Raw genomic sequence first — 22,302 nt, 5'->3', positions numbered from 1 at the left:
CAGATAAGTATTAAAATAAGAGAGCTTTACGGCTCTCTTATTTTTTTATATAATACCGGAGTTAATTAAGCAGTGATTATTCACCTTTTTAAATATTCTTTCCTCTTTCTTATGCGTGAGCGCAGGTATTGTTATTTTTTTAAAGCCTGTTTTAAATTTAAAAATAATTCTGAAGATGATCATGCAGGTTTTATACCCATCTAAAATGATTATTCATTTCCGAATTTTTTAACCCTGATCTTTTTTTCTTTTACTCTGATGACAAAAGGTTCGAGAATGACGATTTTCCCTGCTTCTACTTTAGCTTCTGCGATGGCTCGCTCAACATATGTATTGGCCGGCAATGAGTTTTGATTAAGTTCAATTTTATAATTTCCGGATTCCAGAAAAGAAATAAATTCACCGTTATCATCCGTTACGACACGCTGCAGAAGCTCATCCTTTCTGTAAATATTGAAAATGATCCCTCCGATTTTCGGGTCAAAATCCACTGATGTTTTGGCATTGAATTCATAGTCGATCTTCCCCTGAACGGTCCCGTTCTGATGCAAAGGAATTTCCAGGACATAATGATGTTTATTCATTTCAATTTCCGCTTCATCGTAATACCAGCCCTTCTGTATAATCTGTTTTAACGCATATTTTCCGAATGGAAGTGCTTTGTAATTCAGGTTGCCTTTGCTGTCCGTCCTGAACGAGATGGTATTGAGCATCACGAGATATCCTTCTGCCGGCCTGTCCACGTCATCATACACGCCATTGTTGTTGTTGTCGTAATAAACAAAGGCGGTAATGCTTCCTTTTTTGCCCGGATCAAGGGTATTTGATTTAAGGTTCAGCGTGATTCCTGCTTCAATGGTAAGAAGATTATTATTGATATTTCTTGAAGAATAATGGAACCATGAAGTATTGAGATACACGCCATACAGCCTGCCTGAATACTTGAGATTAATAAAGCCCGACGGAGATTTTCCGTACAGAATATCATCAGTATAGGTTACCCCTCCAGTAGCCGTAAGTTTCTGATCGAAAAAATTATTATTGAAAAATGCTGAAAAGGATAGTTTTTTATAAGTACTGTTTTCATTAAATATCCTGGAAAAAGCATATTCGGAAAGGAAATAGCTTCCATACTGGTAGATAAAATTGACATTAAGCCATTTATAACTGTAATTGCCGGTGGCTTTCATCTGGTATTCTGCCTGATCTGTATCCGGATAGGTGGCCAGTCCTGTTTCTATCCCCACTACGGAAGAGTGCTTCCTGTTCGGGCTTGACCAGGTCATGTAATCGGTAATCCTCTGTGCTTTCAGCTGTTTGGATTCCTGATTGATCGTGGTATTAAAGAAATTGTTATAGGTATTGGATTTTTCATCCTGATACTGAAGGCCGAGCGCAAATCCGAAATTTCCTCTCTTCGGAAAGTTCACCCCTGTATCTACCCTGGTGGTATTTGATTCCAAATCATTATTATAAAAGTAGAATTTAGGGGAAAAATCAGAAATCAAGATATTCGCATAGATATTATAGTCTTTAATGATGTTTGTGGAAATATTCTGCTGAACCTGAAGCATCCCCCGCCTGTTCCCGGGATAGTAATCGGTACTGTAAAAGTAATTCCCGTTAAGATTAAACTTATCAATGATCCCTGAATACTGGGATTCTAAAGCCAATGAAGGCTTGGTAACATTGATATCGTCGTACACGCTGAGCCCGCTGTAGACCTTGGCAGTCATATTCCAGTCTCTGTTAAAAGAATACTGCATATCTGTTCCCAGCAGATTGTGCCTTGATTTTTCATACGGATCATTCCTGAAAACATATGTCGCTGAAATATTCCGGGTCGCATTCTGGGCCCCGAGGGTTCCCCGGGTAAAAAAACCATACCCGTATTTTAAAAATGAGCTTCTTTCCACGAGGCTGAAGACCTGGTCTACAAATCCGACTTCCAGTTTTTTGTCTTTATCAGAAGACGTTACGGCATATTCCGCGCCTCTTCCGAAAAGGGACATTTCCATCATTTTGCTGATATTTCCCAATGTATATTCACTGTTGTTCCGGCGATATGTAATGTAGGTATTGCTGACCACGGGATCGCTCTGGTTATTCATGGCATAAATATTCCCTCTTATGAATACATACCCCGAAGGAAGGTTGAACCCTCCGGAACCGATCAGCTGATACATGCTGAGATTTTCACCGATCCGCCTGTAGCCTGCCGTGATGCTGTTTTTTTTATAATTGGAAAACGTATTGTTCTGAAGATCCTGGTAACGCTGCGTAGAAGCCACATTCTGAACAGATACGGCGGTATTGCCGAATATCTCTTTTTCCGGATCCCTGAACCCCGCTATATCAACGGAAAACTGTGAAGTTCTTCCCAACAGCCCGGAAGGCATAAACCGGAATACAAATACCGAATCTTTTGCCACTGCTATGCTCCCTTTTTTCTCCACAAAAACATTTCCCTGGATAATTTCCGGAATTTTAAAGACTACCGTCACATTCTGCCGTGTATTCCCAAGGTTGGAAACCCTGGCCCTTACCTCTACGGAATCTTTCATATTGTTGATATACAATACAGAATTTTCAGCGGTTATCCGCAGCGCATTGTTTTGTGCTACGTTAAATAAGATGGATTTTTCCGTGATGATTCGGTGCTGCAGGTCAGAAAGATCAAAACTGATTTTTTTTTCTCCCGAAACCGCACTGTTGTTCACTATGATTTTTACCGGAAGAAAGATACTCTCCCCAGCCTCCAGGTCTGCATATATTCCACCGGCTGAAACTGCCCTGAACCCTTCCGGTGTATGAATATTAATCCTGCCTTTGAAAGGCACTTCATCTTTATTTTTAAGGACAATAGTCAGGTCTATAATATTATTTTCCGGCGTAGCGGATTCACTGCGGACTTCCATCGCGATATCAGGAATATGCTGTGCAGGAATGATCATAAAAGCGAGCGGTATCAAAAAAATAAATATTATTTTTCTGAGCAGGTCGTCATGCATTGTAAATTTTATTGAGGGGTTATCTCGAACTGTAATGTTGTGGAATAATCTTCTGTTTTGGCATTCATGAATCTCTGGTCATTGGGATCCGTTGAATAGTTAATGTCATAATACACACTGGAACTCTGAGTGGAAGCTCCTTTGGCAACAAGCTGCGGCCATGATGCCAGTACGATGGGATAGATTACCGCATTATTTCCGGAAACCGGTGACAATCCGAATTTTACGGCTTCCAGAGGAAGCGAGTTCCCTGCGGGAGAAGTGAATTTGCTCTGAAGTGATTTTATCTTGATCTGATAATTGGTATTGCTCCGTACTGCCAGTGCATTGGGATACACGATGCTTACTCCGTTGGTATAATCATTTTTACTGCTAAACTCAAGGACCCCGTTGATGGCATTTGCCGAAAACTTCAATGACATTTCAGGTATATCCGGAGGAGTTCCTGAAAGCGTAGCGATCTGGATCTGAAACACATGGTCTATCCTCCCGATGACATTATTATACTGGTCATATGCTGTAAACTGCACAGGAGCTATAAAAGTGGTCCACGCAGGGTAACTGCCCAGATAAGACCCGCCGGCAATGGTGAGAGCATATTTTATCTGAAGATTATAATAGGAGTTCTGGTTGTAAACATTATATAATGGAGCATTTGACTGCGGGATTAAAAAAACCTCCTGTCCTTCCTGCATCATTACATTGAGCGGCATGCCGATCTGTGAAATGGAAGGTACGGAATCCGGATAGGCAGTTCCCGAAGTAGAAACCGGACTGAAAGAAATTTTATTAGCGGGAAACGTATAATTCCCATCCGTTGAAGCAATCTGCTGTGTTAACCTGGCAGAAACCCTCCAATAAGGAACATTCAGAGATCCGTTCCCTGAAAGAGTAAGGGTATAAGCATCAGTATTGGTATTGCCGCCATAAGAACCGACAGATATAAAACCATTGGTCCACGAATGGTAATTTACCTGTGAAAAGCAATGCATCCAGATCAACAGCAATATGATCACTGAAAACTTCTTATCATTAGTCATAAGTAAAGTTTAATTCTCCCAGTTCCAGGTTGTCACTATCCCCATAATCGATCATTACCGAAGCGGTATATTTCCCTTTTTCAAGACCTGCAGGGAGCGCAATGCTCACCTCTCTTTTGTTTCCCGGCATCGTATAAAAAACAATAGCATCCAAAGACGTCTTTTTACCGTTCTTGGTATTCACAAGATCAGTATATATTTTACCGTCTGCCCATACGTCTCCCAGATTGTTAAATGTAAGATCAAGAGTTGATTTTGTCTTCGTGTAGGACAGGTCCGCGATTTCCAGTTTCTTATTTTTTGCAGAAAGAAGTTTATGGAACAGTTTTATGCCTGAGCGAATGCTTACTTTAATATTGGCTCCTTTATTATCCACATCGTCTACCGGGTTCATCTGGCTTACATACAGAACTGCAGTATGGGTTAAAGGCTGATCCGGCAAAGTATTGGGAACGGTAATGGTTACATCAATATCCTTTCTCTCACCCGGAGCCAGTGTAAAATAATTATCTTCTTTTTTTACAGAGACCCAGCCGGCACATGAATTGGTAAGCGTGTTGGCCGCAGACATCATGTTCTCTCCTTTTTCATTGTATTCCCAATCTCCCAGGCTCACCGCAAGATCAAGAGAATTCTTGGCACTTACGTTGGTGACCGTTATTTTCTGGGTATTGCTGTTTCCGAGACCGGATTCAAAATAAAGCCTTGGTGGAGAAACGGAAACCCCTGTCTGAGCGTACAGATTTAAACCTAAAGAACTTAAAAGACACAGAAGAATAAAATACAGTTTTTTCATGATGGACATTTATATTAAAAACAGATAAAAAGTGCTACAAATTATCTTGTAACACTTATATCTTTTTAATATTTCAGAAGGGCTTCTATCTTATTGAGAAATAATAGTGTACGTTAATTCTGTTGTGTATACGGTAGGAGTCTGGCCTGCAATATAGTTGTCAAGGTATGCATTGGCACCTGCACCTTTATATTCAATGCTGATTTTTTTATCAACCCCTCCTACAGTGGAAGTAACCAATGTTGTTTCGTTGGCTGACAACTGGGTATTCTGTGCATACTGTGCTCCTGTAATAGGTTCTGATCCTGCACTTGCCTTAATCTGAATGGTATTGGCCTGAATATTTTTAGCACCGTTCTGTAAAGCAGAGTTGGCACTCTTCACTTTCACCTGAAATCCTCCGGTACTGTAAATATTCAAATGGTCAGCATTAACAGATGATACACCGTTGGTATAGTCATCTTTGGTTACGTAGTCTAAGTTAACGACTTTTTGAGATGGATTAACCACAAGCGTCTGAATTGGCTTTAGTCTTACGTTTAATGTTACTGTTTGCTGAGCTTTTAATGTTACAAATCCTATTAGAGAAAAAGCTGCGAAAATGATTTTTTTCATGAGATACTGATATTTTTAGTTATTATTAATTTATGTTTCTAAATTTTCTGCTGCAAAGGTATATACATCCTAATGCATCTCTTTTGTAAAAAAATGCTCAAAAGTTGCAAATATGGTTTTAGAAAAAAAAAGAGAAATCTGTCCTTCATATAAAAGGAAATACGAATAGTAGATTCACATAATTAATTACAAATAATAATATTACAAGATAATTAATCTATGATTAACAATACATCAATTTCAAAGCCTATGATAATCAAAAAAAAATATAATTTGTTGTCATTTTATACATAATCGGCAGTATATTTTTATAATAATTTTTTTATTGGGAAATCAGTGTTAAGAATATGTAATCTGATTTATCGGAGGAAGAACTTTGTATTTTTCTCATGCGTTTCTGCATTTTCTGATCTATGGTGAAAATTTCCTGCACCACTCCTCTGCTGCTGTTGATGATATTCAGATGCTCATGATCGTTTATCTGCTGAACATTCACCTCAAATCCCGCCGTGCTGGATACGGTAACATACTTTTTTTCATTAAGCGCTCTTACTTCCTGATTGTTTTTTTGTGTATCATTGCCAGAACCTATAGAAAGGATTTGAACAGGATACAGACGCATGTTGAGATATACGCCATCGTTCTGACCTGAAAGTCTTATGAAAGCAAAAAATAAAATACCTAATAAAAAAAGTTTGGTAGCCATATCCCTAAATTTTTCATTGTATAACTACTTAAAAGTACAATATTTTTCTTTATTTATTTCATTTCAGAGGGTTTTTTTCCTGTATGTTTCTTCACAAAGTTGCTGAAATTTCCTTCATCATTGAAACCCAGATCATAAGAAATTTCTGAAATCGTAAAATTGTTAGACCGAAGGGCTTTTTTACATTCGCTGATCACTTTTTCAATAATTAAACTCTTTGCTGTTTTCCCCAAAACATATTCCGTCATCTCCGTAAGTCTCCGGGAAGTAATGTTAAGTTCACTCGCATAGTGCGAAACCTTCTTTTCTGTTTTGTAATCTCTCTGGAGAAGAACCTTGAATCTGTTCACATAATGGAGATAATCAAATTTGATATCTTTTTTGATCTCTTCATTTGCTATATATAAAAAAGCATCCAGAATCAGCCGCTCAATAGCATTGTGAGCAGCAGAGACGTAAAGATTCTCATCTTTTCTCCGGAAGGTTTCCATCCGCTCCATAAAAACCACTTTCATCTGCTCCACATTCCGGAAAGGTGCGACAAAGAGGTCTGTATAGTAATTGAAAAAAAGCTGGGAATTAAGAAAAAGACTGTCTTTTGAAGATCTTTCGTAAAAACTTGATGAAAAAGCAATGACGGTGATCTTATTTCCTCTTGCTTTCCCGAATGTAATCTTTTTTTCAGGCCCCAAAAAGGCGATGTTACCGGCTCTTATGGAATACGATACATTTTCTACTTCAAGATTGACATCTTCCATTATGATATAGATGCAGTAAAATTCAAGCGTACTGAATTCCCTGATGTTATTATTTCTTCTGATGATGTCACTAAGGCTATTGATATTAAAACCTATACTTTTTAATTGGTCTGTTATTACATACATAATATAATGCTAAAATATTTTATCAGCCCTGTGAAAACAAATGTTTCACCAACAATAATTTTTTTTGATAAATAAAAGATATTTTGAAATAAATATTTTACCTATTGGTATTTAAAGGTAAAAAAGGATGATTCCCTTTTTAATATTAGCCACATTGTCAGTATACATGGAGCGTCTAATATCTGCGAAAAACATAATCTGGTAGATAGAAAGAAGGGATTATAATAAGGTTAAGTTTGATGGTTTCCGATAAAAAATGATGCATCAAAATAGATAAGCATCATATCAGATGACCGATTGACTTAAAAACCTGGATGGGTTTAATTTTAATTTGTTATTCTATTTCTGTAATCGGTCAGGGTGGATCTTATAATGAAGGGTAGATTTGCTTTTCAATATTTCTGCACTCTGCTCAGGGGTGATGTCGCGTTGTGTTTCGGCGAGCATTTCATACCCTACCATAAATTTTTTAACTTCGGCACTGCGCAGCAACGGCGGATAAAAATGCATATGGAAATGCCATTCGGGGTGATTTTCCCCATCCGTAGGCGACTGATGGATCCCGGCAGAATAAGGAAAAGAAATATTAAAAATATTGTCGTATTTTGTGGTAAGGTCTTTTAAAATCTCCGCCAGTGAATTTTTCTCCGTTTCCGAAAACTGGGAAATGTTCCCGGCTTTCCGTTTACTGATGACCATGGTTTCATAAGGCCATGAAGCCCAGAAAGGAACCAGCGCCACAAAATCACTGTTTTCAAGGATGATTCTTTCCGCAGCCTCCGTCTCACACTGAAGATAATCTTCTAAAAGTGAGGTTCCGTTTTCATCAAAGTAGGTTTTTAAGTTTGCCTGGGTTTTTCGGACCATCGTCGGAATGGAAAACTGTGCCCATACCTGCCCGTGCGGATGCGGATTGCTGCATCCCATGATTTTACCTTTGTTTTCAAAGATCTGAACGTGATTGATGTACTCTTCAGCGCCCAACTCTTCATATTGCTGTTGCCAGGTATCAACCACATTTTTAATATCATCCACTTCCATTTCCGGTAAAGTAAGGCTGTGATTTTCTGAAAAGCAAATCACTCTGTTAATCCCGCGCTCAGGTTGCAATGAAAAAAAATCACAAGGTTCTTCAGAAAATTCAATATAATCTTTCATCAAAGACCCGAAATCATTATCAAAGACATATACGCCTCTGTAATCCGGATTTCTTTCACCATTCACCCGCACACTTCCTGAACACAGGTAACAATCCGGATCATGGACAGGAAGTTCTTCATGTTCAGCTTCTTCGGTCTGGCCCTGCCACGGGCGGCTGGCCCTTTGCGGTGAAACAAGGATCCATTCATCCAGCAGCGGGTTATACCTTCTGTGCGGATGCTTTTTACTGTCAAATGATGAATTCATTGGCCGTATATTCTTTTATTCCTTCGGAAATATTAACTGTATAGACCTTCATCCCGATACCGAAAGCCTGTCTGTATTTTTTTTCAATTGTTTCACTGATCCGGTCTCCCTGATCTTCCCTGATGAGGTTAATGCTGCAGCCGCCGAATCCGCCACCCATCATCCTTGCGCCCAAAACCCCTTTTTGTTTCAGGGTCTCTTCCACCAGAAAATCAATTTCATGGCAGCTTACTTCAAATTCCCCGGAAAGCCCGGCATGCGTTTCAGTCATCAGACGGCCAAGATCTTCCGGTTTGTTTTCTGATAATGCTTTTACCGCTTCCTCTACCCTTTTAATTTCCTTAACCAGGTACAGGCACCGTTTGTAGGCTACGTCTCCCATATCTTCCTTCAGCTCTGTAAGGATTTCTTCAGTAACCTGACGGAAATTATTAATTTCAGGATAATGGGATCTGATGATTTCTTTTCCCCGTTCAACATCTTTTCTTCTGTCGTTATAGCCGGAAGTGAGATGGGTATGCTTTACACAGCTGTCGAACAGTATTAGGCTGTAACCGTCCAGACGGGCATCGTAATATTGATGCTCCAAGGAATTGCAGTCCAGCATGATGACTTTATTTTCTTTTCCGAAGACTGTGGCAAACTGATCCATGATCCCGCACTGTACCCCAACAAAACTATGTTCAGCCTTCTGCCCGATTAGCGCGATTTCTTTTTTTGAAAACTGAAGATCAAATAATGTATTTAGAATATATGCAAAACCACATTCCAGAGCGGCAGACGAAGATAATCCGGATCCCATCGGAATGGTACTGGTGAATGCCATCTGCACGCCACCGGTTATTTTTCCGGATTCCTGAATGGCATCAACAACGCCCAACAGATAATTAACCCATTCCTGCCCTACCGGGCTTTGCTTTTCATTGATGTTAAAACTAAAGGATTCATTAAGGTCTGCTGCAAAAAGGGAACAGATTTCACTACCCTGTTGTTTTTTAACAGCAAAGCAGATGTATTTATCAATGGCAGCCGGAAGTACAAAGCCGTCACTGTAATCTACATGTTCACCGATGATGTTGATTCTTCCCGGTGAAAGAAATACATGTTCCGGTTCCGAATGAAATGCTGACTGAAATGCTGTTTTGGCAGTGCTGATTAATGTGTTATGCATATAGGGCTGCAATTTATCATTTTTCATTTAAGAAATAATAATAAAAAATTATTTTTAAATGTTAAAAAGATACATAAATAATAATCATCCACAACATGGATACAAAAACCGATTAAAATCTATTCAATCAGGTAATTGAATTCTTTTCTGTACTGCGACGGGCTCTTTTTAATGTATTCTTTAAAGGTTTTATTGAAATAGCTGAAATTATTAAACCCTGATTCAAAACATACTTCGGTAATGCTCAAAGGCTGCTCCGAAAGGAGTTTTAATGAATGGGTAATCCTGTATTCATTGACGAACTGGGTAAACGTCTTATTGGTAATTTTCTTGAAATAACGGCAGAATGACGGGACTTTCATATTCGCAAGATCGGCGATTTGTTCCAGCGTCATCTGTTCCCTGAAATGATCTTTTACATAATTAAAAATAATATTGATCCTTTCATTGTCTTCTACCTGGGTCTGAAGATAATATTTTCCGGCATTCAGAATCCTGCAGTCCTGTGTGACAGCCAGTTCATCCAGGATGCCCAGAAACCTAATTAGCCTGTCCAGTGACGATGATTCATGCATTTCCACGATTTTTTTTCCGATCTCTTTTTTGGTGCTTTCTCCAAATACGATCCCTGCTTTGGATTTTTCCAGAAGGCCGACGATCCTCTGCATTTCAGGGGTTTTCCAGATCATTTCTCCTAAGAAGTCAGGTTTGAACTGGACTACCATTTCATAATCATTATTGGTATTTTCATTCGTAAGCCCGCAGTGCGGAAGATTACTGCCTATAAGCACCAGGTCACCATCTGAAAAATAGGAAATATTACTTCCGATCTGCCTTTTGCCGGAACCTTTGCAGACGTAAATCAGTTCGATTTCCGGATGATAATGCCAGACATGGGATTTGATGTTCTCATTGGTAAGGAATTGAAGACTGGTAAAGCTGCTTCCTATGGTAGGATGGATGGCTTCAAAGGCAGGATGCGAATGTTTCATAACGGCAAAATGATGTTATATTAGCTAAATACTATGCAAAATTAACAATTAATATTTAATTAACATACAAATACAGTTAATATAGAACATAAATATGAAAATTGTATGGTAGACTGCAGAAGATTACTGCTTTATATTTGCCCTATAAATTATTGATAACAAAAACATTATCATGAATACATTTTTAAAAACCGGAATTCTTCTGGGATTCTCACTGATGTCAGCCAGCCTGATGAGTAAAGACAGGGACTTTTCTGTTTCTGTCGGAAATATAACAGCAAAGACTGTACATTTCGAAGTATCGAATGCCAAGAACATTTCATTATTCATCTATAATGATGCTGAAGGGGAATTGTATTCAGAAAGCCTCGGCACACAAGACCGTATAACGAAATCTTATGACCTTCAGGCACTTTCTCCCGGAACCTACTATCTGATAGCAGAATCTGAATCGAAAGTAGAAAAGTATAAGATCAGCATTGATAAAAACAACATCATGAAGATGGAAAAAACTCCGGTGAGCTCTATCAGCAAACCTAAATTTACCTTTTCAGATCATATGGTGAAACTTCATATGGCTGATGTTAAAACCCCGGTATCTATTTCGGTGTATGATGCCTCCAATACGGCCTACTATACCGACAGCAAAACCCCGGTTAACGGCGCAATTGATCTGGCTTTTGACCTTAATCCGCAAAATTCAGACACCTATGTCATCCGGATTGAACAGGGCGGAAATATCTTTAACAAAGTCATTTCTTTTAAATAAGATCCATAACTAAATTATAGATCCATTCCTGAAAAGGGAATACAATTTTACGTACAATTAGTTTTTGAGGCAACTCTTCTTTTTTTAAATCACGGAGAAAGAGTTGCCTCATTTTTTAGTTGTGGTGTCCCATATTGAGTTTAATCTTTTTCAAATCTTCCAGTTCGTGAACCGGCCGTTCGATGTCATAAGGAATCGGCATTTTTGAAAATGTCTGGAAATACAGCAGACACGCATCTTTCCACCAAACAGCATCTTTTGCCTGAATTTTTAATTTGGACTGAACTTCTTGAAATCTTTGTTCATCAACATAAGGCTGCATCTGATCCCAGACTTTCTGGTAATCCCTGACATTTTTAACGCCTGTATCATATTTGTAAGAGAGTTCTTCCCACATAGTTTTTCCGTCTTTCATCTGATAATCCCACGGAACGTGATGAAACCAGAGAATCAGGTTTTCAGGGCAGGTTTTGATATTTCCATAGATTTCATTCAACGGAGGAAAATAATCTGAAACGGCATTACTTCCGGATTTTGTACGGTCAAATCCTAAACCTTTCGCATCTGCCTGATGATAATACACCGGCGACCAGTCCGGTCTTCCGCCTTTATAATCTCCCCACGGCTCCGGACCATAGTGATGTCCGCCTGCAAAAATATGGTGTAATCCCAAAGGCATCGTATAATCCACTGCCGTTTCCCTTGAAGTCAGCATCATTTCTTTCACAGGATTTAGGAATTTTTCATGATCCGTAAACGTCATTTTAATCCATTCGTCGGCAATCTGCTCGGAAGTCAGGTCGTGATTCCAGGCTAAACGTCCGAAAGCGTACCAATTGGCCTGTGCGAATTGATGTCCTGTCCAGTTTTTGTCTTCGCCGATGTTTGCAACTGCAGAAATAGCCGATATTTTTGCAGGTCTCAAAGTTCCGTCCGTAATTTTGGCAATCGTGGAACCTTTTCCGTCAGAATACGTATCGCTATCTAAAGTTTCTTTAAATAGAGGGGCGAGATAAACCAGATGATTGGCTTGCCCTAAATACTCCTGAGTAATCTGAAACTCCACCATTTCAGGTGTCTTTTTCAAGGCTCCAAAAAGTGGATTGAATGCTTCACGAGGCTGAAAATCAACGGGTCCGTTTTTAATCTGAACAATCACATTATCCCTGAATTTTCCGTCTAGCGGAACAAATTCCAGATAAGCCTGTTTCGCACGGTCTTCTTTGCTCGGACTGTACACAAATGCTCTCCACATCACAATTCCGCCGTGAGGTTTTAGTACATCAGCCATCATATTGGCGCCGTCTGCATGCGTTCTTCCATAATCCTGCGGTCCCGGCTGCCCTTCGGAATTCGCTTTCACCAAAAATCCTCCGAAGTCAGGAATCATTTTATAAATTTCTGATGCTTTATCTTTCCACCATTTCTGAACATCTCTATTTAAAGGATCTGAATTTTCCAAACCACCCAAAACTTTAGGCGATGAGAAATTGACTGATAAATAAACCTTGATTCCGTAAGGTCTGAAAATATCTGCGAGAGTTTTTACTTTTTCCAGATAGTCTTTACGGAGCATATTCGGCGAGGCATTCACATTGTTGAGAACGGTCGCATTAATGCCAATCGAAGCGTTGGCTCTTGCATATTCTTCATATCTCGGCGAAATGGTATTCGGCAACTCTTCCCATTTCCAAAGCGAATGTCCTGCGTAACCACGCTCAATCGTTCCGTCCAGATTATCCCAATGGTTGAGAATTCTGACATCGTAGGAAGGTTTTTCGGTAATATCAAGATTTGCCAATGAAGCTTTTGTCTGCTGCAAACGTAAAATATGATAAACCCCATACAACAATCCGGTTTCTTTTTCGGCAGAAATAACCAATTTGTTCTGAACTGATTTTATGGTATAACCGTCTTTCAGATTTTTTAATGATTTGTTGGTTCGAAGTTCAATTTCCTGTCCCTGCCAATGATTCATCAATTCTTTTTTGGCGATATTCAAAGTCGGATTATTGCCTTTGGAAATGATTTTATCTGCTGAAACACCATTCCTTGCCGGAAACCGAAGCCAGAGCCGACTTCCGTCTTCTGCGAAAACCGTTAATGGAATTATTAAAAATAACAGGATGTAGAGTCGGAAATGTTGCATTGTTAAATATTTTCAAATTATTTAAGTTTTGACTAAAGCCAAATTATATATCGTAATTTTAAACGGGCTAAAGCTCGTTCCTATTGATTTTAATCCAAACCTTCAATGGTTTTAATTTTACCATCGTCATTATATTCCAATTCTATTACTTTCATACTTCTGAGCCAGGTTTTCCCTTCACTTGGAACAGAATCGTGGAAAAACAGATACCATTTTCCTTTAAATTCGACAATACTGTGATGGGTTGTCCATCCAACGACAGGCGTCAGAATTTCTCCTTGAAAAGTAAATGGACCATAAGGATTGTCGCCTATTGCATAACATATTAAATGGGTATCGCCTGTAGAATAGGAGAAATAATATTTGCCATTGTATTTGTGCATCCAAGAAGCCTCGAAGAAACGGTGTTTATTTCCGTGAAGCAGAGGATTTCCATTTTCGTCCAGAATAAGAACATCTTTTGGTTCTTCTCCGAATTCCAGCATATCATCACTTAATATTGCCACTTTTGAAGGAATTGCAGGCTCATCATCATTAGGAATTACCGCTGATTCTAATGCTTTATTGTTTCTGTAACGTTGCAGTTGTCCGCCCCAGATTCCACCGAAATAAATATAATGCTTTCCGTCTTCTTCTAAAATACAAGGATCAATACTGTAACTTCCCAACATCGGATGTTTCTCCGGAATGAAAGGTCCGTAAGGTTTGTCGCTTACCGCAACACCGATTCTGAAAATATCGTTTTTATCTTTTAACGGAAAATACATATAATATTTGCCATTTTTGAAAGCCACATCACAATCCCACAACTGTCTTCCCGACCACGGAATATCTTTTACCGAAAGGACAACACCGTGGTCTGTAATTTCGCCGTTTTCCACATCATCAAGAGAGAAAACGTGATAATCATTCATATCAAAATGGTCTCCGTTATCGTTTTCTTCGATTCCGCTTTCACGGTCGTGGGACGGATAGATGTAGATTTTACCTTCAAAAACGTGGACAGAAGGATCTGCCATATAATCTTTCGGGAAAAGGTATTTTGATTTTTTCATTGTTTTAATTGGAAGTTAGATTTTAGAAACTAGATATTAGACTTATTTTTCTTTTGTTAACTGAATGATTTTTTCCACCACAGGTTTTGCCTGATTATTTCGGTCGAAAAGTAACGGATAATCGGTTCTGCCTTTTACCGGGAAATCGTTTTTCCAGGATTGGGCATCAGTCGTTCCCCACAAGGTTACTCTTCGGATTTTATCCTGATGTTTCAGGAATAATCTGAAAAAATCCAGATAACGGTTTTCCCATTCTGTTTTTACATTTTCGGGAAGACCTGCCGTGTAAGGATTCATTTTTGCTTCATATTCTACTTTATCCGAAACGTTGGCAGAAGTTCCCCAAGGTGACGGAAGTGCGCTGATTTCCATTTCAGTAACATTCACTTTTACGCCGTTTGCTGTGTAGTCAAGAATTGCTTTTTCGTATTCACCAAGGGTTGGCGTATCAAGACCAACATGAGTCTGCATTCCTACTCCATCGATACGAATTCCTCTGGATTTTAAAGTCTGAACCATTTTGCTTACAGTTTTTACTTTTCCGGGATGCCATTCGTTATAATCATTGTAATAGAGTTCTGCATTTGGATCTGCTTCCTGAGCATACTGAAATGCCAGTGGAATAAATTCTTCACCAAGAATCTCGTAGAATTTACTTTTGCGGTAAGAACCGTCTTCCATTATAGCTTCATTAACCACATCCCAACCTTTCACACGGCCTTTGTATCTACTGACAATTGTGGTGATGTGACTTTTCATTCTTTGCTTTAAAACTTCCGGAGAAACGTCTTTTCCGTCTTTGTCTACGAAAAACCATTTGGGTAATTGGGAATGCCAAATCAAGGTGTGACCGATGATAAACATTTTATTTTTCTCGCCGAAATCAACAAACCTGTCGGCATCATCAAAAAAGAATTTGCCTTCCTCAGGTTGAAGGAACATTGATTTCATACAGTTTTCTGCAACAATGGAACTGAACTGATTTTTGATAATCTCCACCGATTTTACCTCCGTTTCGTGGATCTGTGGAAGACTCATTGCTGTTCCGATGTAGAATTTATTTTTGAATGCATTTTTAAGTGAATCGTTGGAAGTTGGCGTGTTGGCTGTCTTGCACGAGACGGTCAAGGTTAAAATTCCTAATAATGCGACTATTTTTTTCATAATTATTTTTTTAAAATTTAAACGCAAAGCACGCAAAGATTTTTTTGACTACTATATTTTTAAAGTTCGCAAAGGCGTAAACTCAGCGAAGAAATACAAAAGTTCACATAAAGTTACTTTTAAGCCCTGACAAGGCTTTTTAATACGCTGAATCGCTCGCAGCCCGGCTTGAACGGAGCTCTTTTTGTGAAGCGGAGCAGAACAAAAAAGCGGGAGTGGAACACGGATCAGCTGCTCAAATTTTTATTATTTCACTTCCACTTCATTAATCTTTCGCTTTTCTTCTTTCTTTAAGATCGTGCTCGATTTCGATTTCTTTTTTCTTATTGATTTCGTAGAACATCAGCAAACCACACGCTAAAAAGAACGGGATGGACGGAAACACACTGACTAACATTTTTGCACCTGCAGAAACACTTTCCGGCTGAACAACGCTCATTGCACCTTCTGATGAAATGTAACCGTATTTCCCGATAATTAACGCAACCAATGAGCTTCCGATGCTTAATCCCACTTTCAAACCAACCATCATTGCCGAGAAAATAATGGCGGTTGCCCGTCTGTTGTTTTTCCATTCAGAGAAATCGGCAACGTCGGCAATCATTGCCCAAAGCAATGGTGTTCCAATTCCGTAGAAGAAACCGTGTAAAATTTGGGATAAAAACATTAACCCAACCGATTTTGGTGGGTAAAATATAAATGCTAATACAAATAACGTTGAAATAAACAGTGAAGCGATAAACGCATCTCTTTTGCCATATTTATCAGCAAACTTTTTGGAGAAAGTAATTCCAACAATCATCATAATAATTCCGCCTGCATTGAACAACCCGAAACCTGCTGAACGAGGATCTTCTCCGAAGAAGTTCATTCCGATGGAATTGAAGAAATTGGTAATCGGCGATATAAATTGCTGAAGTGAAGCTTCATCTACATAATTATTGAAATAGTAAACATAGGATCCGCCTTTCATTGCCAATGTAATGAAAATCAATGCCGTAACCACCAACATTATAATCCACGGTTTGTTTTTCTTCAAATCCTTTAAATCGGCACCTAAGGTCGATTCCTGCTCCGGTTTTGGAATGACTCTTTCTTTGGTCGTGAGAAAAGTGATCAACAGCATTACTGTTCCGATGATGGCCAGCCAGGTCATTACGACTTCGATTCCGGCAGCTTTGTCACCGTGCCCGGCAGACAAGATAATCGGCAGCATAAATACCTGAACGAAGAATTGCGCAAACATTACAGCCACAAAGCGGTAAGAGGAAATACTGTTCCTTTCGCTCATATCGCCTGTAATCACGCCACTCAAAGCGGCATACGGTAAATTATTAGCCGCATAAAGCAATAATAAGAGCGAGTAAGTAACTGCAGCGTAAATCATTTTTCCTTTATATGAAAAATCGGGTGTGCTGAAGGCAAAAAGTGCCGCTGCACCCAACGGAATTGCAGAAAGTAAAATCCAAGGACGGAATTTTCCCCATTTTGTTCGTGTCCGGTCTGCCAAAGCACCAATTAAAGGGTTGAAGACAAAACCAGCCAATAATCCTACGCTCAGCGTAATAATAGAGGCATCTTCCGGTTTTAATCCGTAAATATCGGTGTAAAAATAAGCTAAATACGTTACCAGAGTCTGGAATACCAGGTTGGCAGCTAGATCTCCTAAACTGTAGCCGATTTTCTCAACGACAGATATTTTTTGAGATGAGTTGTTCATATGAAATCAGATATTAGATAGATGGTAGACAAAGAGATCATAGATTAAAATCAATCTGCCTTTATTTTTATATGTTTAGTTTAATAATTATTCTGTTGTGAAAGGCGATGCGGGAAGTCCTGCCTTATTTTTCAGATTTCCGTCGGGATTGTCTGCCCAATCGTATCTTACGGAAACAGGATTTGAAATGTTGTCGTTCCAGAGCATGATTTTATTGCCTTCGATTTTTGCTTTGGCCCACCCGTATTTTCCGTCTTTGCCTTTGATGGCAAAGCCTTTCAGTTCAGAAACCGGTCTAAAATCATCGGTTCCGGTTTTAAAGGACAGCATGATTTTATTTCCTTCCACTTTCATGGATTGATACACCGGTCCGTCAGCGATAATATTCTTTTTGTCAGCAACTTTAAGCGCCTGCAAAGCCAATCTGTCACCGACTGATTTTTTGTTTAAAGGATGAATATCGTTCCACTCTCCCAAATCAATAATTACGGCAAGTCCGGTGTTCGGAACTTTTAGAGAAGCCTGGCGCTGCTGTTCTCTCAGTTCTGCCCAGTTGCTTTCCACAGGTTCTTTCTTCGGCTCCATAAAATTAGCCAATTGTACGGTGAAGAAAGGTAAATCTTTCTGGTTCCATTTGTTTCGCCAATCGGTAATCATTGTGGTCAGCAGATCGCCGTATTCTTTTGGTTTTCCGGTGTTGCTTTCGCCCTGATACCAAATGGCGCCTTTGATATTATAATTGATTAAAGGATTGATCATTGAGTTGTACAATCCGGTCGGTTTCCAGCGGATAAATGTCTGTCCGGGAGCCATTTTTTCCATTTTAGCGCCGATTTTATATTTCCATTCGGTTTTTAGATCGATTTTATTGCCGTCAATTTCAAGGTAATAAGGCTTATCTGCAATGAACTGCCCTTTTCCGCTTCCGTTGGAAATTCTTACCGCAATTACATTTTTTCCTTCTTTTAAAACACCTGCCGGAATATCATACCAACGTGGCGGATATTCATAAGTTACATTGCCTACTTTTGTTCCGTTGATGTACGTGACATCGGCATCTTTTATTCTTCCTAAATTTAAAAAAGCAGCTTTTCCTGCCTGATTTTTGGTTAAATTAATTTCTTTTCGGAACCAAACTGAACCTTCAAAAGAACCTTCTTTATCTTCCCAAGAACCTGGAATATTCATTGTTTTCCAATCAGAATCGTTGAGGTCAAAATTTTCCCAATGCTGATTCAGTCCGATATCCGTTTGGTCGAGTTCTGTGTACCATGCTTTACTTAACGCCTGTTCTCCCGATTCGGTAGATTTTATCAAATCATCATTCTGCCATTTTTTGGCTTCGTCCAGATATTCAGGGTATTTTTTAAGAGAATTTTCATCCATCCACGCCTGAATCGGGGAACCGCCCAAACTTGCATGGATAATTCCAACAGCCACTTTATTTTTTTCACTTAAATGTTTTGCGAAAAAATAGGCAACTCCGGAGAAATTAAGAATGGTCTGTGGATTTGTTGCCTCCCATTTACCGCCATCAAGCTCCGTCTGAGGCGATTTAAAATTATATTTTTGAGGAACCGTGAAAAATCTGATGTTCTGGTTATTTGCATTTTTAATTTCATTCGCATAAAGCGGAGTCAGTCTGCGCATTGGCAGCTCCATATTCGACTGTCCTGAAGCGAGCCAAACGTCGCCGATGAGAATATCTTTCAATATAATTTCATTGATGGTCATCGTGTAAGGACCTCCAGCTTTTTGCTCGGGAAGTGTGATTTTCCAGTTTCCGGTTGGATCAGCGGTGGTTTTATAATTTTTATTGAGGAATTTCACTTCCACTTTTTCTCCAGCATCGGCCTTTCCCCAGACATTCAGTTTTTGATTTCTCTGCAAAACCATTCCGTCTGAAACCAATGCCGGAAGTGTAATTTTGGCTTCAATCAAAGAAATGCATAATGAGCCTACGAATAAAATTAATATTTTAAAAAAGATTCTGTTTTTCATAGCAAGTTTGAATTCTGAAGTTTATTTTTAGTTTTTATCTGGCATTTGGGTCAGCAATCTTACCTCGATGATTTTCGGTGTAAGCGATTTTTCGCCTGAATTAAATTTTACCGTAAGAACTTCTTTACGACTTTCAGATTCCGGAACCGGGATTAATAACGATTGCGGAGAGCTTCCCAATTTCCCGTCGAAATTTTTAGAAATCGCTTTTATTCCATTGATTTCCATATTCAAAGTTCGGTTGTTATTGGCATCAAAATAAAGAAGATACAGGTATTTTGCATTTTTATCTTTGTTTCTCATCTGATAGCTGAACCAGCCTTTTGCCTCACGGAAATGGCGGTCTTCCATATAACCGATGTTGGAATCTTTGCTGTCGATGAAATGATCAGATTCCGGCTGCTGCTCACCTAGTTGAATTTTATCAGTCGTGATGTTATCCAGTTTTCTGATTTCCTCTTCTTCTCTGGCTTTCTGTTTTTGAATGATTTCGATTTCATCCTGATTCGCCTGCGGAAAATAGATGATGTAGCGCTCTTCCTGAATTTTATAAAACGGAACCAATTCCAATCCGTTGCTGAATTTATTCTGAGGATACAAACCTTTTAATCTGAAAGTTAAATCTTTACCATTTATTGTTTCCAAGTGACTTAAAACCGAAGTTGAACTGCCCAAAATTGTAGGAATTTCATTCAAAGGAATTTGTAGTCCGTGTGCAATATGTCCACCTCTGCTGTCATCGGCGAAAAGTCCGTCCTGATTTTCTTTTCCGTATTTGGCAGCTAAAACGATAGGTCCATATTTAAACGCAAAATAATCCGAATGGTCAGGAAGCTGTTCTGCGGAGAGATGCATCGGCATTTTCATTTCGACAACATCGCCTTTCTTCCATTTTCTTGTAATGGTAAAATAACCTTCGACATCAACAGGAACATTGACATTTTTTCCATTGACCGAAATGGTAATTTCAGAAACTTTTGCCCATTCCGGTGCTCTTAATTTTAAATTTACAGTTGATTTCGGAGCCAGATTAAAAACTAATTTTGTCGATGGATTTTCAGGGAAATTATTTTCCTGCCTCAGAACTATTTTCTTTTCAGACCATTTTAAGATTGATGGAATAAACAAGTTCACGTACAAATCTTCATCAGAATACGCATAAATCATTTCACCATATTTGGCGTGATTTTCCATTCCCGAACCTACGCAACACCAAAAACTGGTTTCAGGCTGGGAATAAACCCTGTAATGACCGGGACGCATCGGTGTGAAGTAGACAAAACCGCCTTTGTCGGGATTTTGCGTGGAAAGAATATGGTTATACAAAGCCCGTTCGTAATAATCTACATACGACGATTTTGGATTGGTCGCATACAATTCTTTGGAGAGCTTCAGCATATTATACGTATTGCAGGTTTCGGGACCTTCGATACTTTTAATCATTCCGCTGAAATCATTGATCGGATTAAAATGCTCGCTTACACTGTTTCCCCCAATAATTGCTGACCTTTTTTGAGTAACATTCGTCCAGAAAAAATCGGCGGCATTGCTCCATTCTTTATTATGTTCCAAATCTGCAATCCTCTTGAAACCAATCACTTTCGGAATCTGTGTATTGGCATGGATTCCTGTGAGTTTATCTTCCTGAATCAACAATGGATTTAAAATGGCAAGATGTGAAAAACGATGGGCAAGCTTGAGATATTTCGGATTTTTTGTAATGTCGTAAACATCAGCAAAAACTTCATTCAGACCGCCGTGCTCACTGCGAAGCATATCCTGAATCTGTTCATCGGAAAGTCCGGAAACTTCATCAGCCATCCAATCCGTAAGCTTTATCAGTATTTTTTTTGCCTTCTCACTGTCTGCATACCAATAGGCATCCCGCAAACCCGAATAAATTTTGTGAATGTTATACAAAGGAACCCATCGGTCATTCAACCCGAAAGTTGCCGCACGAATGTTTCCGTCGGCAATTTCTTTCCAGACTTTTTTACCGTTCGGTACGCCGGAAAGGTACCCGTTTCCTGAAAGATTCTGGCACAGCTCCAGCTCATCAATCATATAATCCAAACGCTGCTTGACTTTTGGATCGCCTGTGGAAGCATACATCAATGCCAAAGCTGAAATGTAATGACCGCCTACGTGACCATCCAATCCGGTATTTTCCCAATTGGGGTAGTTTTCTTTTTTGGGTTTCAGTCCGGCTTCTTTCAGATAAGGTGCAAGAAGACGGTCTGCATCCATCAACAGAATATATTTTTCATCGGTCTGCATCGCTTTGCTGAAAACACTTTCGGACAGATGAACCTTGTTGAGCGGAAAGTAGCTGACATTTTTCTTTACCTGCCCGAAAGCCATTGTGGTAAAGCCTAAAAATAATATCAGAGATTTTTTGTTCATTAATAAATGTTATTTCTACATTTCTAAAATAAAAGAAAGTAACCAGATAACAAACAATTTTCATCATTTTGAAATAATGCCTGTTGAAAGAGCTTTTCAGAATAAGGCAAAAAGGTTGAATAAAAGGCCACCTTATCATAAAAAACAAGAATAGGCAAACAATAGAATATCAATTAAATAAATGTAATTTCGTCATTATCAAAATAAATACTGTATATTCATAAAAGACTTCGAAAATTTATACGCTGACTTATCGTATTTAAATAATAACCCTCACCAAAATCTGAATGAAATACTTTATTTAATTTTTAACATATTTTTAACATTGTATTCATATTGAATTCATAGTAATTTCGGCAAATAAACCATTTAAATGGTAAAAATAATTCCCTGAAATGAAGCCTAGATCCAGTAAATTC

General features: G+C 38.9%; 16 protein-coding genes. 1 reads left to right on the top strand and 15 read right to left on the bottom strand.

Annotated features, from left to right (window positions below; all coding sequences use genetic code 11):
• Window positions 1–209 precede the first annotated feature (209 nt).
• The 9 genes from H561_RS0121215 to H561_RS0121175 all read right to left on the bottom strand — a co-directional run bounded on the left by H561_RS0121215 (window position 210) and on the right by H561_RS0121175 (window position 10,622).
• Window positions 210–2,972, bottom strand: coding sequence for a hypothetical protein (locus H561_RS0121215; RefSeq protein WP_155845880.1), 2,763 nt, complete (start codon window positions 2,970–2,972; stop codon window positions 210–212).
• Window positions 2,973–3,019: 47 nt separating this feature from the next.
• Entirely contained in the window at window positions 3,020–4,051 is a 1,032-nt protein-coding gene (locus H561_RS0121210; RefSeq protein WP_027388774.1) for a hypothetical protein, read from the bottom strand.
• Window positions 4,044–4,847, bottom strand: coding sequence for a fimbrial biogenesis chaperone (locus H561_RS0121205; RefSeq protein WP_027388773.1), 804 nt, complete (start codon window positions 4,845–4,847; stop codon window positions 4,044–4,046). Before H561_RS0121205 ends, H561_RS0121210 begins: the two co-directional genes overlap by 8 nt.
• 90 nt (window positions 4,848–4,937) lie before the next feature.
• A complete protein-coding gene (locus H561_RS0121200) occupies window positions 4,938–5,462 on the bottom strand; it encodes a hypothetical protein (protein WP_027388772.1) in 525 nt (174 codons plus the stop codon).
• A gap of 322 nt (window positions 5,463–5,784) precedes the next feature.
• Window positions 5,785–6,168: a hypothetical protein gene (locus H561_RS0121195; RefSeq protein WP_027388771.1), complete on the bottom strand. Its 384-nt coding sequence runs from the start codon at window positions 6,166–6,168 to the stop codon at window positions 5,785–5,787.
• Between the two features lie 53 nt (window positions 6,169–6,221).
• The gene (locus tag H561_RS0121190; protein WP_027388770.1) at window positions 6,222–7,052 is read right to left on the bottom strand and encodes a helix-turn-helix domain-containing protein; all 831 of its coding nucleotides are present in this window, start codon (window positions 7,050–7,052) and stop codon (window positions 6,222–6,224) included.
• Between the two features lie 339 nt (window positions 7,053–7,391).
• Window positions 7,392–8,459: a UDP-glucose--hexose-1-phosphate uridylyltransferase gene (locus tag H561_RS0121185; protein ID WP_027388769.1), complete on the bottom strand. Its 1,068-nt coding sequence runs from the start codon at window positions 8,457–8,459 to the stop codon at window positions 7,392–7,394.
• Window positions 8,443–9,630, bottom strand: a complete 1,188-nt coding sequence (gene galK, locus H561_RS0121180; RefSeq protein ID WP_027388768.1) for a galactokinase — start codon at window positions 9,628–9,630, stop codon at window positions 8,443–8,445. The genes H561_RS0121185 and galK overlap by 17 nt, the downstream gene beginning before the upstream one ends.
• A 119-nt stretch (window positions 9,631–9,749) precedes the next feature.
• On the bottom strand, window positions 9,750–10,622 hold the full coding sequence (locus H561_RS0121175; RefSeq protein ID WP_027388767.1) for an AraC family transcriptional regulator: 873 nt from the start codon (window positions 10,620–10,622) through the stop codon (window positions 9,750–9,752).
• 172 nt (window positions 10,623–10,794) lie between these two features.
• Between H561_RS0121175 and H561_RS0121170 the strand changes: the two genes are divergently transcribed.
• Window positions 10,795–11,391: a hypothetical protein gene (locus tag H561_RS0121170; protein WP_027388766.1), complete on the top strand. Its 597-nt coding sequence runs from the start codon at window positions 10,795–10,797 to the stop codon at window positions 11,389–11,391.
• A 115-nt stretch (window positions 11,392–11,506) separates the two neighbouring features.
• Here H561_RS0121170 and H561_RS0121160 read toward each other — a convergent pair whose 3' ends face one another.
• From H561_RS0121160 to H561_RS0121135, 6 genes are all read right to left on the bottom strand, one after another.
• Window positions 11,507–13,540 carry an alpha-glucuronidase gene (locus tag H561_RS0121160; protein WP_027388765.1) on the bottom strand — a complete coding sequence of 678 codons (2,034 nt, stop codon included), beginning with the start codon at window positions 13,538–13,540 and terminating at the stop codon, window positions 11,507–11,509.
• A gap of 89 nt (window positions 13,541–13,629) precedes the next feature.
• On the bottom strand, window positions 13,630–14,595 hold the full coding sequence (locus H561_RS0121155; protein WP_034763033.1) for a glycoside hydrolase family 43 protein: 966 nt from the start codon (window positions 14,593–14,595) through the stop codon (window positions 13,630–13,632).
• Window positions 14,596–14,637: 42 nt separating this feature from the next.
• Window positions 14,638–15,759, bottom strand: coding sequence for an endo-1,4-beta-xylanase (locus tag H561_RS0121150; RefSeq protein ID WP_027388763.1), 1,122 nt, complete (start codon window positions 15,757–15,759; stop codon window positions 14,638–14,640).
• 265 nt (window positions 15,760–16,024) lie between these two features.
• On the bottom strand, window positions 16,025–17,479 hold the full coding sequence (locus H561_RS0121145) for an MFS transporter (RefSeq protein ID WP_027388762.1): 1,455 nt from the start codon (window positions 17,477–17,479) through the stop codon (window positions 16,025–16,027).
• Between the two features lie 87 nt (window positions 17,480–17,566).
• The gene (locus H561_RS0121140; protein ID WP_027388761.1) at window positions 17,567–19,480 is read right to left on the bottom strand and encodes a sialate O-acetylesterase; all 1,914 of its coding nucleotides are present in this window, start codon (window positions 19,478–19,480) and stop codon (window positions 17,567–17,569) included.
• Window positions 19,481–19,507: 27 nt separating this feature from the next.
• Complete coding sequence (locus tag H561_RS0121135) at window positions 19,508–21,883, bottom strand: glycoside hydrolase family 127 protein (RefSeq protein ID WP_027388760.1); 2,376 nt, start codon at window positions 21,881–21,883, stop codon at window positions 19,508–19,510.
• Window positions 21,884–22,302: the final 419 nt, after the last annotated feature.

This window comes from Chryseobacterium gregarium DSM 19109 (genome assembly GCF_000430845.1).
In the GTDB taxonomy this organism is placed as follows: Bacteria; Bacteroidota; Bacteroidia; order Flavobacteriales; family Weeksellaceae; genus Chryseobacterium; species Chryseobacterium gregarium.
This window is presented reverse-complemented; position numbering and strand designations above follow the sequence as displayed.

Excerpts from the sequence above, each read along its gene's own strand:
- H561_RS0121210 (WP_027388774.1), bottom strand. The coding sequence starts at position 4,051 with ATGACTAATGATAAGAAGTTTTCAGTGATCATATTGCTGTTGATCTGG.
- H561_RS0121205 (WP_027388773.1), bottom strand. The coding sequence starts at position 4,847 with ATGAAAAAACTGTATTTTATTCTTCTGTGTCTTTTAAGTTCTTTAGGT.
- H561_RS0121200 (WP_027388772.1), bottom strand. The coding sequence starts at position 5,462 with ATGAAAAAAATCATTTTCGCAGCTTTTTCTCTAATAGGATTTGTAACA.
- H561_RS0121195 (WP_027388771.1), bottom strand. The coding sequence starts at position 6,168 with ATGGCTACCAAACTTTTTTTATTAGGTATTTTATTTTTTGCTTTCATA.
- H561_RS0121190 (WP_027388770.1), bottom strand. The coding sequence starts at position 7,052 with ATGTATGTAATAACAGACCAATTAAAAAGTATAGGTTTTAATATCAAT.
- H561_RS0121185 (WP_027388769.1), bottom strand. The coding sequence starts at position 8,459 with ATGAATTCATCATTTGACAGTAAAAAGCATCCGCACAGAAGGTATAAC.
- galK (WP_027388768.1), bottom strand. The coding sequence starts at position 9,630 with ATGCATAACACATTAATCAGCACTGCCAAAACAGCATTTCAGTCAGCA.
- H561_RS0121175 (WP_027388767.1), bottom strand. The coding sequence starts at position 10,622 with ATGAAACATTCGCATCCTGCCTTTGAAGCCATCCATCCTACCATAGGA.
- H561_RS0121170 (WP_027388766.1), top strand. The coding sequence starts at position 10,795 with ATGAATACATTTTTAAAAACCGGAATTCTTCTGGGATTCTCACTGATG.
- H561_RS0121160 (WP_027388765.1), bottom strand. The coding sequence starts at position 13,540 with ATGCAACATTTCCGACTCTACATCCTGTTATTTTTAATAATTCCATTA.
- H561_RS0121155 (WP_034763033.1), bottom strand. The coding sequence starts at position 14,595 with ATGAAAAAATCAAAATACCTTTTCCCGAAAGATTATATGGCAGATCCT.
- H561_RS0121150 (WP_027388763.1), bottom strand. The coding sequence starts at position 15,759 with ATGAAAAAAATAGTCGCATTATTAGGAATTTTAACCTTGACCGTCTCG.
- H561_RS0121145 (WP_027388762.1), bottom strand. The coding sequence starts at position 17,479 with ATGAACAACTCATCTCAAAAAATATCTGTCGTTGAGAAAATCGGCTAC.
- H561_RS0121140 (WP_027388761.1), bottom strand. The coding sequence starts at position 19,480 with ATGAAAAACAGAATCTTTTTTAAAATATTAATTTTATTCGTAGGCTCA.
- H561_RS0121135 (WP_027388760.1), bottom strand. The coding sequence starts at position 21,883 with ATGAACAAAAAATCTCTGATATTATTTTTAGGCTTTACCACAATGGCT.